At 59.7% G+C, this 13,558-nt stretch carries 8 protein-coding genes; 1 reads left to right on the forward strand and 7 read right to left on the reverse strand.

Annotated features, from left to right (window positions below):
- Positions 1 to 9 precede the first annotated feature (9 nt).
- The 4 genes from N8H71_RS04585 to N8H71_RS04600 form a co-directional block, all read right to left on the reverse strand.
- Positions 10 to 4,596: a dermonecrotic toxin domain-containing protein gene (locus N8H71_RS04585; protein WP_262193103.1), complete on the reverse strand. Its 4,587-nt coding sequence runs from the start codon at positions 4,594 to 4,596 to the stop codon at positions 10 to 12.
- Between the two features lie 146 nt (positions 4,597 to 4,742).
- Complete coding sequence (locus tag N8H71_RS04590) at positions 4,743 to 5,843, reverse strand: polyamine ABC transporter substrate-binding protein (protein ID WP_262193104.1); 1,101 nt, start codon at positions 5,841 to 5,843, stop codon at positions 4,743 to 4,745.
- Positions 5,840 to 6,865, reverse strand: a complete 1,026-nt coding sequence (locus tag N8H71_RS04595) for a histone deacetylase family protein (RefSeq protein WP_007954279.1) — start codon at positions 6,863 to 6,865, stop codon at positions 5,840 to 5,842. Before N8H71_RS04595 ends, N8H71_RS04590 begins: the two co-directional genes overlap by 4 nt.
- Before the next feature lie 132 nt (positions 6,866 to 6,997).
- Positions 6,998 to 7,996: an AraC family transcriptional regulator gene (locus tag N8H71_RS04600; protein WP_262193105.1), complete on the reverse strand. Its 999-nt coding sequence runs from the start codon at positions 7,994 to 7,996 to the stop codon at positions 6,998 to 7,000.
- A 328-nt stretch (positions 7,997 to 8,324) separates the two neighbouring features.
- Here N8H71_RS04600 and N8H71_RS04605 point away from each other — a divergent pair, with 328 nt between their 5' ends.
- Positions 8,325 to 8,801: a hypothetical protein gene (locus N8H71_RS04605; RefSeq protein WP_262193106.1), complete on the forward strand. Its 477-nt coding sequence runs from the start codon at positions 8,325 to 8,327 to the stop codon at positions 8,799 to 8,801.
- Between the two features lie 73 nt (positions 8,802 to 8,874).
- Here the strand turns inward: N8H71_RS04605 and N8H71_RS04610 are convergent, their stop codons facing one another.
- The 3 genes from N8H71_RS04610 to aspA form a co-directional block, all read right to left on the reverse strand.
- Positions 8,875 to 9,882: an asparaginase gene (locus N8H71_RS04610; protein WP_262193107.1), complete on the reverse strand. Its 1,008-nt coding sequence runs from the start codon at positions 9,880 to 9,882 to the stop codon at positions 8,875 to 8,877.
- A gap of 181 nt (positions 9,883 to 10,063) precedes the next feature.
- A complete protein-coding gene (locus N8H71_RS04615; protein WP_262193108.1) occupies positions 10,064 to 11,509 on the reverse strand; it encodes an alanine/glycine:cation symporter family protein in 1,446 nt (481 codons plus the stop codon).
- Between the two features lie 499 nt (positions 11,510 to 12,008).
- Positions 12,009 to 13,433, reverse strand: coding sequence for an aspartate ammonia-lyase (gene aspA / locus N8H71_RS04620; protein ID WP_085716175.1), 1,425 nt, complete (start codon positions 13,431 to 13,433; stop codon positions 12,009 to 12,011).
- Between the last annotated feature and the right edge of the window lie 125 nt (positions 13,434 to 13,558).

A 13,558-nucleotide genomic window follows, 5' to 3' on the forward strand; every position in this document is an offset into this window, starting at 1 on the left:
CGCAGCGCCTCAAGGTTTGAGGAACAGATCCCGAACCGCCGGGTCGACGATTTTCCGTAGCGCGTTATCAACGGCGTCGAAAGTATTCAGCGCCTGACGTGTCTTGGGATCGAAGGTTTGCAGATAGCTTTCTTCGAACTTGAGATGTGCTGCCGTGTACTGCTCGTCGGGGTCGGTTCGGCTGTCGTAATGAAAATGCGCAACCCAGAGCGTTTTGTTGTCGCTGGATTTATCGAGAATCCGATACTCCTGGAAATAGTCCCCGCGTTGCCGGGTACGAATGCGGCCACGCTCATCCTTGACCACGTCGATCTGCCCATGGTCATGCAGCCAGCGCAGGTAGGTTTCCCTTGGTTTGCGCAGCTTGAGCATCGCAGCATAGGACTGGATGCCCTCGGCTTGGGTTCGTCTGGCGCCGTCTCGTAATTCCTGGGCAAGGGAGGCTACGGGGGAGGGCGACTGCCCGGCCTTGCGTTGTGCCTCCAGAGTCTTGTCGACATCGCTGGCCAATTGCAGAAGTCTGGTCGATTGCTGTTCGAAGATGTCGCGAATGTCCGCCGGGATTCGACCGGCACGCCTGGCGTCGTCTCGGGTCTTTTTGTTGAATTCGTCAACTTTCAGGTTGGATTCCATCGCCGCCGCAAGAACATCGACGGCATCGGATACCTTGCGCGGACGCGCCGGCGTCAATTTGATGAAGGGAATTTCCTCGATGGCGTCGCTGGTTTCCTCCGGGCTAGCGATTTCGCCTGCACTTTGCCGGGGGCGAGTTTTGCTGATCCTGACTCTGGCCTGCGAAGTGGATGGTTTCGGCTCTGGACTGACGTGGGCGGGCTGCTCCTCGCGTTCTGGAAGTTCAGCGACCAGGCATCTGCCGGCCAGTGCACGGAATTCGCCGACCAGATCGCGTACCCGGTCAAGCCGGATCTGAACAAGTTGGCCGGGGTAGGCTGACGGAAGCTGTTCCAGCTCTTGTTCGAGGCTGGCGAAGCGGTCGCTCAAGCGCTCCAGACGCTCGATCCGGGTGGCCTGTGCATCGACGGAGGGCTTGAGCTTTGTCAGGGAGATCAGTTCATGACTCGCATTCGAGGCGCTGTCGGTGAGGGCGCTGATGGCTATCCGGGCATCCTCCATGGCCGCGCCGGGTTGTTCGCGTACACATCGTTCGTAAGACATGCTGATTTCGTTGGCCTTGAGATCGAGTTCGGTGAACGCCGGGAACAAGCGTTCCAGATTACGGGCCACTTTGGCCGCCAAACCTGAGTGCTGGCTCAGTGTTTCCATAGAGTGACGCAGCAACTGCTGTCGCGAGATCATCTCGTCGCTCAATGCGGTGGCCCGGGTGGCAATATCGATCTGTTCCTGGCGTGGTACCGGAGCAGGGTTATGGGCTCCGGTGACGAATTTTTCGGTCATCTGCGCGTATACGCGCATCTGCAAACGCAGTGACCCACCCAGGCAACGGTGCTGCTCCGCCGTCATGCGCAACAACTGCGACTGATGGAATACGCCTCCGCCTCCTGCCTCGCGCCAGGCTTCAAGTTGCTCAAGGGCCTGGGTGTAACCTTCGCCCAGCGCGCCAGCTTTGGTCAGATAGAGCCGGGCCCGGACTTCGAACTCGCTCTCGGTGTCATGCAGCGGCAGATCGAGCAACGCTTTGCGTACTTCGAGTTTGCGTTGTGCTTCCCCTTCGATGAATTGGTGCAGTGCCGCCCAGGCTTTTTCCCTGTTTTGCACCTTGGCCCGTTGCAGCGCCTTGATTCGGCCCTTGGGGCCACCACCGCGCAAGCGCAGTCTCGGGTCCCAGTGCCATCGAGCGGAGGCCTCGTCATAGCGGATGGCCAGGCCCGTGCGCAAGGGGTTGGCGGGATCGACGATACAGACTGGCTCGTCTTCAGTGACAGCAACCTGAAACCAGCGTGCTCCGACCTGAGCGAAGGATTTTTCTCCGAGGGTATAGAGGTGGCTTTGCGAGGACATTGCACGAGCGGAAGCATCCGGTTCAGCAGTCCGGAAGCGTTCCAGCATGGCTATGAAGGCGGAACCGCTCGTTGGTCGCGCCAGTGTCTGCGGTTCGACGCTTGTCAAATGTGGCAGGGGAATCTGATCGGTGACGGTATTCGCATCGAAGTTGATGGTTGGGAGGGCGGGCGGTTTCGAGAATTGGACGGTGGTCAGGGTCTGGATTTTTCCCGGCGGCTCGGGGTGGGTGGCAAGGGACGTCAGCAGAGTACGCGGCGAGCGGTTGCGGCGGGCAGCGACGTGCTGGGTAAGCAGAATTCCGAGAGCCACCAGAATGTCTCCCGTCGACCGCCATTCCACGAGCGTATTGCCCTGTTCATTTGCATCGATGGTGTTCTGGATCTGATCAAGGGTCTGCCAGACCCACAGCGCGGTACCCGCCGAACCGCCGATAAAGTTCGACGCCACACCGAACAGCGCCCAGCCACTGTCCGCCAGGAGGGTTCGGCGGCGTTCGGCGTTGGAAACGGATTGGCGGTCGGCGAGCTCGGCCAGCGCCTGACAGTTGGCATCGTAAAGTGCCGTCAGGACATCGCCGCTCATGGGGGCGTTCGTCAGCTCGATCGGCCCGGTCAAATCAAGGTGAATGAAAGGCTCGAACGCCAGTTGGGGAATGATCCAGGGTGAGGGTATGCCTGTGGAGAATACGTACTGGGCATATTCGAAACTCAGGGCCTGACCGGGCAACCAGGCCAGTACCGACTCCCTCAGCTCTCCGGGCTGGTAAATGGCGTACAGCAGGTTTTGCGCAGAGGCGAATTGCATCAATGGCGGCTCGAGCAATGGCCGGTAAAGCAGACAAGGACCCCCGTCCGGATCGCTTGTCCCGATGATGTACATGTTGGTGACAGTGTCAGGCGAATGGCCCGGACGATGCCGAGGCATGAATGCCAGCGGGCGCAGGGTGACCGGGTGTTCGCTGTCGGGCTGCCCGCCGGTGATCGATGCCATCAACCGGGCGATACAGGAATAGCCTCGTTCATCGACGCGCCCTCGATGTCGGAGTTTGCATTCAAGTGCCAGTAATGGCAGCAGAACCGGTAGCTGGAGTCTGTAGCGAGCCCGGTGGTGCGCGGACTGTTCCGGATCGTCGATCAATGAGTCTTTGACCATTCTCGGATAATGTTTCCCGATGTCGACCTGCTCGGCGATGCCGGTCAGGTAGTCGACTGTCAGCCATGGTGGCACCGTGCGGCCATCGTCGAACGCAAGGCTGGCTTGATACGGCGGGGTGTTCTGCAGAGCGAATTCGCCGAGGTTCTGGCGTACCTGATCCAGAGGATTCGGCAGCACCAGCCCCGCCACCTCAATGCTATTGGTGACTGTGATCCACAGGTCGTCCAAGGGTAGAGAGGCGGCACCCTGTGTCGCCTTGTCGGCGACAATCGCATCATGCATCTGGCGCTGAGCGTAAGACTTGATATCGGGCAGGTCGGCTTCTTGCACGCCGTCCGCTTTTTCTTCTTCGCGTAATCGACCCAGTTCGGCGATATGGCGGCTGTAGGTCTGGAAATCACTGATCGACCCGGCATGCAGCCAATCGGGAATGGCCTGTTCGAGCCGGTCGAGCCGGGCCCGCTCCCTTGTGTGCCAATGACGATTTCCTGAGGTCTTGGTGTTCTCAGGCAGGGCAATCGGAGGCGTGGCCGGGTCCAGCGCCTTGATGGCATCCAGCTGACTGTTGATCAACGCCCAGGCGCAGCTGTCGAAAATGTTTTCCTGTGGCTCGATCAGTCGCCATTCGAGTGTTCGCGTGCCCCATTGCAGCGCGAAACGCTCCGGCAGGGATTCGCCCAATGCCTTCAGAGACGGGAAGGACTCGTAGCTGGCGCCGATCGTGTACATAAGGGTCAGCTCGCGCTGTTGAAACGTAGCGGTCAGCACAATCGCACTGGAGATCACCAGATGGGAAACGTCTGTGCCATTGACCAGATCGATGTCCAGCAGGCATGCACGGATGTGGCTGAAACCGTCGTGGGTTGTCTGCCGAAGGGTTTGTTCGGGTTGTTGTGCGACCTGCCGGGCCAGAGCGCACTCTTCGGTATTCCAGCCAGTGGCTGATTGCACATCCAGGGCGTTTTTCAAGGCGTCGGACAGTTCTTCCCAGCGAGGACGGTCCGTGGCGGTTTCATTCCAGTAGTCGAGTTGCTGCTGCGCGAATGCGAGGAAGAAGAAGGCTCCGTGATCGTTCAGTAGCGATGTCACTTCGTCCATGCCAACGGCCAGGTGGGTCGGCGGGTTGGCATACGGTGTCACGGTCAGGAAATGCTCGCCTTCGATCAGATCCGCCCTGGTCTTGTCGAAGCTGTGGCGCACGAGCGCATGGGTCAACGATTCAAATGTCAGGCCTGCTGCAGTGGGTGATTGATCGTCATCGGTCCAGATCGGGGTAGCGATCATCGTCCGGTCCGGATCAAGTCGCAGATCGGGGTAGCGTTCATTCAGTACCTGCCTCAGCAGCGCCGAGGCAGCCTGATTCAAGGTGGTGCCCTGGCTGGACAGCTCGACCAGTCGGCTTTGATTCAGCAGGGCAGGTGTGGCAGTCGGTGGCGCACCGGCGGCTGTTTGCGTCATGTCGTGATCCCGTCGTGAAAGGACGGGGTGGAACCCGCCTCGGATAAGCGCACGCTATCCGGGTCCGCACAAACGATGGCGATACATAGTTACCGCAGGCAAAAAAAGACCCGCGAGTGCGGGTCTGTTGTTTCAGGTTTTTCGTTTCAAGTGCCGGACTTGATCTTCGTCCACGCTCGGGTCCGTGCCCGCTCCGCATCCCGTGGCAACGGTTGCAGGGTGTACAGCGTATTCATCGCCGCATCGGTCGGGTACAGATTCGGGTTGTTGCGAATCGCCGGGTCGACCTGCGCGGTGGCGTCCTTGTTCGGGTTCGGATAACCGACAAAATCGCTGACCGGCGCAATCACCTGCGGTTGCAGCAGGTAATTGACGAAGGTGTAGGCGTCCTGCGGGTTCTTCGCGCCTTTCGGGATCGCGAGCATGTCGAACCAGATCGGCGCACCTTCCTTCGGCAGGCGCATGTCGACCACCACGCCGTTCTTCGCTTCCTTGGCGCGGTTGGCGGCTTGCGAGAAGCTGCCCGAATAGCCGACCGCAACGCAGATGTCGCCGTTGGCGATATCGGCCATGTACTTGGACGAATGGAAGTAGGTCACGTACGGGCGAATCTTCATCAGCAGCGCTTCAGCCTTGGCGTAGTCCGCCGGGTTCTTGCTGTTGGGATCCAGGCCTAGGTGTTGCAGGGCCAGCGGTAGGATCTCCGACGGCGAGTCGAGCAGGGCGACGCCGCACTGCTTGAGCTTGCTGATGTTCTCTTCCTTGAAGATCAGGTCCCAGCTGTCCACCGGCGCGTTGTCGCCCAGCGCCGCCTTGACCTTGGCCGGGTTGAAGCCGATCAGGATGGTGCCGTACATGTACGGCACGGCGAACTTGTTGCCCGGATCATTGGCCTCGATCAGCTTCATCAGTTTCGGGTCGAGGTGGTTCCAGTTCGGCAACTGGCTGCGATCCAGCGGCTGGAACACCCCGGCCTCGATCTGCTTGGCGAGGAACACGTTGGACGGCACCACCACGTCATAGCCGGAGTTGCCGGTCAGCAGCTTGGCCTCCAGTGCTTCGTTGGTGTCGAAGATGTCGTAGACCAGTTTGGTCTGGCTGTTCTGCGCCTTGAAATTTTCCAGTGCCTTGGGGGTGATGTAGTCGAACCAGTTGTAGACGCGCAGGGTGCGTTCTTCCGCGTGGGCGCCGCTGCTCAGCAGCGCCGCGCACAACGCTGGCGCGATGAGGTGCTTGAGTCTGCTCATTGTTCGAAACCTTCAAGCACGTTCACCGCGTTGATGCCGATTTCTTCCACCGCGTAGCCACCTTCCATGACGAACAGGGTCGGTTTGCCGAGGGCCGCGATGCGCTTGCCCATGGCCAGGTAGTCCGGGCTGTCGAGCTTGAATTGCGAGATCGGATCGTCCTTGAAGGTGTCCACACCCAGCGACACGACGATGATGTCGGCGCCGTAGTTGTCGATTTCCTGGCAGGCCTGATCCAGCGCCGCGCTCCAGACATCCCAGCCGGAACCGGCCGGCAGCGGGTAGTTGAAGTTGAAGCCTTCACCGGCGCCTTCGCCGCGTTCGTCTTCGTAGCCGAGGAAGAACGGGAATTCCGCTTCCGGGTGGCCGTGGATCGAGGTGAACAGCACGTCGCTGCGCTCGTAGAAAATCGATTGGGTGCCGTTGCCGTGGTGGTAGTCGACGTCAAGGATCGCGACCTTCTTGTGGCCCTGATCGAGGAATGCCTGAGCGGCGATGGCGGCGTTGTTGAGGTAGCAATAACCGCCCATCAAATCGCCGGCCGCGTGGTGTCCCGGTGGACGGCACAGGGCGAAGGCACCACGGGCGCCGCGCTGGATTTCCGCTTGTGCGGTCAGCGCCACTTGCGCTGCGCTGTACGCCGCTTGCCAGGTGCCGGCGGTGATCGGTGCGCCGCCGTCGAAGCTGTAATAGCCGAGCTGGCCGTGCAGGCTGGTCGGTTTGACCTGACGCAGCGTGCGCGCCGGCCACGTGTAAGGCAGCAAGTCGCCGTCGGTATTGAATTCGGTCCAGCGCGCCCAGGCGCCTTTGAAGAAGTCGAGGTAGTCGCGGCTGTGAATGCGCTCGATCGGCCCGAGGCCGAAATCCTTCGGTGCCTCGACCGGGCCGAGGTTTTGATTTTTCACCCGTTGCAGCACGTGGTCGGCGCGCGAAGGCATCTCGAAGCAAGGCTTGAGTTGCCCGTCGATCAATTCGCAGCGGCCATGGTGCAGGTGGTGATCGTCAGAGTAGATCGTCAGCATTTGTTGTTCTCCGCAGGGGCTGATTCGGTTGGCTCCAGTGTTGCGGCGCGGGGCGAATCGGAGAACGGCCAGAGAGGCCAAAAGGGGATCGATGTGGCCAAAAATACTGACCTGATATCGCCCCTTGACGGTTTAACCGTGTGGCCGGAACTGACTCGGAGCCACGCCGCTCCAGCGCACGAAGGCATGGCGGAAGCTCGCGGTCTCACTAAAACCGAGGGTTTCGGCGATGCGGTAGATCGGCAGCTGATCTTCGCAAAGCATCTGCTTGGCCCGTTCGAAACGCAGTTCGTCGAGCAGTTCCTGATAGCTGCAACCCATGTCCTTCAAATGCCGGCGTAAGGTGCGCGGCGAGCAGTTCATTTGTTGCGCCAGACCTTCCAGCCCCGGCGCGGCATTGAGTTGCGCGCTGAGCAATTGACGGATGCGCCCGAGCCACGCCTGACGGCCGGTGAACTCGGTGTTCTGCTTGCGACAGCGTTCGGCCATGGCTTGGTGGGTAATGATGTCGGCCAGCGGCAACGGCTGATCGAGCCAGCGCGGGTCGAAGGCGAAGGCGTTGTCCTTGGCGCCGAATTGCAGGGGCGCCTTGAAGTGTTCGGCGTAGCTGTCGCGGTAATCCGGAGCGGAGTGTTCGAAGCGGGTGGCGAGCAGTGGCAGTGGATGACCGAGCAGGTCGTCGCAGATGACTTTCAGCGACACCAGACAGAACTCTGCGTTGAACACTGCCATTGACGGACTCTCGCGGTAGTCGGCGGCGACGAACCAGACACGCTCGCCGTCGTCCTCCAGGCTCAGTTCGAAAAGTGTTCCCAGCAGCGCCGGATAACGGATCGCCAGCCGCAAAGCGTCACCGAAGGTGGCACAGGTCAGTAGCGCGTAACCGAGAATGCCGTAGCAGGAAACGTGCATGCGCCGGCCCAGTTCCAGGCCGATGTCATGCTTGAGCGCGACCGCGTTGGCGCAGACCTGCATCTCCTGATTGGTGGTGATGCGGGTGTCGGCCCGGCTCAGATCCGCCGCGCTGATACCGCTGCCGGCGAGCAGTGCGTCGCTGGACAGGCCTTGATCCCGGAAGGTGTTGAGCACCAGGGAGACGGCGTTGAGGGTGGTGAGGTGGGAATGGAGCATAGAGGCGTCCCGAGCGAAATACATATCCTTGAAAGCAAATTACATACCAGAAGTTGATCTCGATTGTTTGTGGTAGTTAATGTTCATAGAGACGGCCATTTTTTAGTTTGTCATATATAGGATCATGGCTCCCGCCTGTTTAACTTAATGCGAAATAGTTGTTTTGGCGACTGTCAGAAGTAACAGGTTTTTAAGTATATGGACGCCGTTTGTCGATTAGTTGCTAATTGTCTTTATTTAAGTCTTTTTGTTTGATTTGTGTTTGTCTGGGTCTACGCTCAGTTTGTAGTCGTAATGTGTGGAATGTTTCATAAAGGGGAGTGAAGAAATGAATTCGAAAAACAAAGAAGTCGAAGATCGTCGTACTTATATTGAAAACGTATTGGAAAAATACGGAAAAGGAAAGAATCCTGTAGGTGAGGGGAGCATGAAAGGGACGCTGGATGACCAGCCTTTTGAATCTGAGGCCGATTCATGGGTGGAGCATGAAGACAAAAACGGAAAGAGGTGGCTGCTCCTGTTCAGAAGCAATGATTCCGGTATTAACCTGGAGGTCAATCAATCAGCTTTATACTCGGATATGTATGATTTTCGTATGGGTTATGGCGATTTTTTTAATTCTGTTTTTGATAATGATCCCAGCCGTTGGCATGCGGACACAGCAAGGTTTTCAGGTGTGTCCTTTGATGCCAGCACAGGAAGGTTTCAGTGCGACGTTGACGCAACTCTTTACCGCGGTGATCCCCAAAATCAGGAAACGGCAAAATTAAAAGCGAAACTCTTTGTGGTTAAGCCTGCAAAATAGTCGATACCCCTCCATTGCAGTAAGGAGGGGTGTCTTTATCTTCATTGATGAGTTGACCGCAGAACAGATCAACTTACAAAGACAGTTCTCCACATAGATCCAGTTCCACGAACTGCCGAACGCTTGTTATTTCAAGTCCCGCGCCCAGCAAAGCATTCAACTTGCCGAACGCTGCCTCGCGAGTCATGCCGCCACCGGACAGCACGCCTACACCACGCAAACGGCTGCCGGCTTCATACACATCCAGTTCCACACCACCTTCATGGCACTGCGTGACCGCAACCACGACCACGCCGTTGTCCCGCGCCCGGCCGAGGCTGGCGAGGAATTGCGGGTTGTCGCTCGGCCCGGTGCCGCTGCCGTAGCATTCCAGCACCAAACCCTGAATGCCGCTGTCGAGCAAGCCGTCGATGATCTCGGCGCCGATGCCCGGGAACAGCGGCAACACCGCCACCCTGGCCAGTTGCTTGGGCTGGTTGTAGTTCAACGCGGCCGGCAGGGAAGTGGCTTTCACGCCGCCGCCCTGACGCTCCAGGCGTTTGAACGGATGACGGCCGAAGCTGCGCACTTTCGCGCAACGGGTCGGCGCCAGCAGTTCGCCGTGGAAATACAGATGCACGCCCGGCGCCAGGCCGTGGCCGAGGGCGACCAGTGCGCCGCTGAGGTTTTCCCAGGCGTCGCTGTCGGTGACGCCGGCCGGCAGCATCGAACCGGTGAAACACACGCGGGCATGCAGGCCGAGCAACTGGAAGCTCATGGCGGCGGCGCTGTAGGCCAGGGTGTCGGTGCCGTGCAGGATCAGCACGCTGTCGCAGCCTTGCACATCGACGGCGTCGACCACTGCTTCACGCAGTTGCTGCCAGTAGGCCGGGGTCATATTGGCGCTGTCGATCAGCGGCGACATCTCGCGAAAGCGCCACTGTGGCACCACCAGCTCAGGTTGGCTGTGCAGGTAATCGCGCATCCGCGCTTCGAAACCGGAGGCCGGGGCCAGGCCGTTGGCGCTGGCCTGCATGCCGATGGTGCCACCGGTGTACAGCACCATGACGTGCTGGGCGGCAGGGTAGGTCGAGGAATTCATGGGGATTCTCCGAAACAATGAGGTCCTGTGGGAGCGAGCTTGCTCCGGGCGGCGATCCGACGAAAGCGGTGCGTCAGTCAGCATATGTATCAACTGAACGACTGCATTCGCGAGCAGGCTCGCTCCCACAGTTTTTCGAACTGTAACTGACGGGAGCGGGGATGCGCCCGTCATTCATCCATCAGCGTTGCGCTGCAGGGATGCCTTGCGGCTGAGAGTCAACCTGGGTACCGGCCGACGGATTGGCAGGCCAAGCCTTCAGGTCCAGGTCCAGGTCGCTGAACTTGCTGGAGTCGAAAACTGGCTGGTCAACACCGGCGCGGCGCTGTGCGTCGTAGTCGCGCATCACGCGCATTCCGACCTTGAACAGCATCGCCAGGGCCACCAGGTTGACGAAGGCCAGGCAGGTCATGGTGATGTCGGCGAAGGCGAACACGGTCGACAGGTCCTGCATCGAACCCCAGACCACCAGCGCCAGCACCAGGCCGCGGAAAGTCATCAGCGCAGCGCGGTTGCGGGTGAGGAACTGCAGGCTGTTTTCGCCCAGGTAGTAGTTGTAGAGGATGCAAGTGAAGACGAACAGCGACAGCGCGACGCTGACGAACATGCGGCCCCAGTCACCGACCACGGCGGCCAGCGAGTTCTGGGTCAGGACGATGCCGTCACCTTCGAAGCCCGGGGTGTAGAAGCCCGACAGCAGGATCAGCAGCGCGGTGCAGGTGCAGATCACGAAGGTATCGAGGAACACGCTGAACGCCTGAACCACGCCCTGAGCGCCCGGGTGCTTCACGGCGGCCACGGCGGCAACGTTCGGCGCACTGCCCAGGCCCGCTTCGTTGGCGAACACGCCACGCTTCACGCCCATGACAATCGCGCTGCCGAGCAGGCCGCCGAAGGCCGGGTCGAGACCGAAGGCGCTCTTGAAGATGGTTTCCAGCATGGCTGGCACGTGTTCGATCTGGGTGCCGATCACGTACAGGGTCACGCCGATGTAAGCCAGGGTCTTGATCGGTACCAGCAGGTCGGACACCGACGCGATGCGCTTGATGCCGCCGATGAAGGTAATGGCCAGCAGCACTGCCAGGACGATACCGGTGTGTTGCGGGTCAAAAGCGAAGGCGTTTTGCAGCGAGTGGGTCACGGTGTAGGACTGCAGGCCGATGAAGGCGAAGCCGTAGGTGACCAGCAGCAGGATCGAGAACACCACCGCCATGCCCTTGAGCTTCAGGCCGTGCTGGATGTAGTAAGCCGGACCACCACGGTACAGGCCGTCGCCATCGGCGCGCTTGTAGACCTGGGCCAGGGTACATTCGAAGAAGCTGCTGGACATGCCGACCAGAGCGGTCACCCACATCCAGAACACCGCACCCGGACCACCGAGGGTCACGGCGATGCCGACACCGGCGATGTTGCCTGCACCGACACGGCCGGCGAGGCTGAGCATCAGGGCCTGGAACGAGCTGAGTTGACCGGCGCTGCCTTTGAGGCTGTCGCGGAACACCGCGAACATGTGGAAGAAGTGGCGCAATTGAACGAAACGCGAGCGAATCGTGAAGTAGCTACCGAGCCCGACAATGAGCACGATCAGTACTTTCCCTGAGAGGAAGTCGTTGATGACTTCGAGCATGGATTTTTCCTCGCTGTTTATTGTGTAAGCAAATGCTGGATGGTCGGAAACATCGCGTTACACCGGTGTGCGCGCGGCACAACGGGCGAGGCGAGGGTTTCGTCCCGGATCCATATCGCGGGTTTGTTATTAGTTCGGGTTTCGCATGGGTTATGGCCTCGTTACCGATGACCGCTCACGCGAAGAGGGGCGGCACTATACCGATCAGTGCGGCGCCCGTCTGCACGGTTGTGGTGCAAGCGACGAAACGAAGCTTTGAAACACCCGACGTTACCGGCGTCGGGCTCTTGTGGGAGCGAGCCTGCTCGCGATGCAGACGCTGCGGTTCAACAGGCAAACCGCGTAATCGTTTATCGCGAGCAGGCTCGCTCCCACAGAAGACGATTTTGCTACTCAATAGTTAAAAAAAAGGGCTTGGAGAATGATCTCCAAGCCCTCAAAAGGTGAGAGGTGTCTAGTCCCTCGACCTGGTGAGCGGTGCTACAAGTAACGCGTCGGATCAGGCCTTCAGAGGCACCAGACGCGGAGCAATCATGTTTTCCGGGCGCAGGATGTCGGCGAGCATGGCTTCGTCGAGCAGACCTTCTTCGCGCACCAGTTCCAGCACGCCGCGGCCGCTTTCAAGGGCGATACGGGCGATGCGGGTGGCGTTTTTGTAGCCGATGTACGGGTTCAGTGCAGTGACCAGACCGATCGAGTGTTCGACCAGCTCGCGGCAGCGCGCTTCGTTGGCGGTGATGCCGACGATGCAGTGCTCGCGCAGCATGTCCATGGCGCGTTGCAGCAGGCGGATCGAGTCGAGGATCTTGAAGGCGATCAGCGGCTCCATCACGTTCAGTTGCAGTTGGCCGCCTTCGGCTGCCATGGTCAGCGCCAGATCGTTACCGATGACCTGGAACGCAACCTGGTTCACGGCTTCCGGGATCACCGGGTTGACCTTGCCTGGCATGATCGAGCTGCCTGGCTGACGCGCCGGCAGGTTGATTTCGTTGATGCCGGTGCGCGGGCCGCTGGACAGCAGGCGCAGGTCGTTGCAGATCTTCGACAGCTTGACCGCGGTGCGCTTGAGCATGCCGGAGAACAGCACGAAGGCGCCCATGTCGGAGGTGGCTTCGATCAGGTCGGCAGCTGGAACCAGCGGTTGACCGCTGATCAGGGCCAGACGCTGTACGGCCAGGGCCTGGTAGCGCGGGTCGGCGTTGATGCCGGTGCCGATCGCGGTGCCGCCCAGGTTCACTTCGGTCAGGACTTCCGGGGCCAGCGTCTTCAGACGGGCCAGGTCTTCACCCATGGTGGTGGCGAAAGCACGGAACTCTTGACCCAGAGTCATCGGTACGGCGTCTTGCAGCTGGGTACGACCCATCTTCAGGACGTGGTTGAATTCTTCACCCTTGGCCGCGAATGCCTGAATCAGGCTGTCGAGGCTGGCCAGCAGCGCATCGTGACCCAGCAGCAGACCCAAACGGATTGCGGTCGGGTAGGCGTCGTTGGTCGACTGCGCCATGTTCACGTCGTCGTTCGGGTGCAGGTACTGGTATTCGCCTTTCTGGTGACCCATTGCTTCCAGAGCAATGTTGGCGATCACTTCGTTGGCATTCATGTTGGTCGAAGTGCCAGCGCCGCCTTGAATCATGTCCACCACGAACTCTTCGTGGAAATCGCCGCGGATCAGACGTGCACAGGCTTCGCTGATGGCAGCGTGCTTGGCTTCGCTCAGGTGACCCAGCTCGCGGTTGGCGTCAGCAGCGGCCTGTTTGACCATTGCCAGACCGACAACCAGTTTCGGGTAGTGCGAAATCGGAACGCCCGAGAGGCGGAAGTTGTTCACCGCTCGCAGGGTCTGGATGCCGTAATACGCTTGAGCAGGGACTTCGAGGGCGCCAAGCAGGTCGTTTTCTGTGCGGAATGATGCAGCGGAGGACATGATAGAAATCATCTCGATATGGACCCGGTCTGTGCCGGAACGCTGCGAATGCTAGGCTTGTGGGAATTTTTGGGCCAATGCTGTTAAACACTGCCCTATGCACATTCGGCATAATGCCCGTGTGA

This window comes from Pseudomonas koreensis (genome assembly GCF_025447595.1).
GTDB lineage: Bacteria > Pseudomonadota > Gammaproteobacteria > Pseudomonadales > Pseudomonadaceae > Aquipseudomonas > Aquipseudomonas koreensis_H.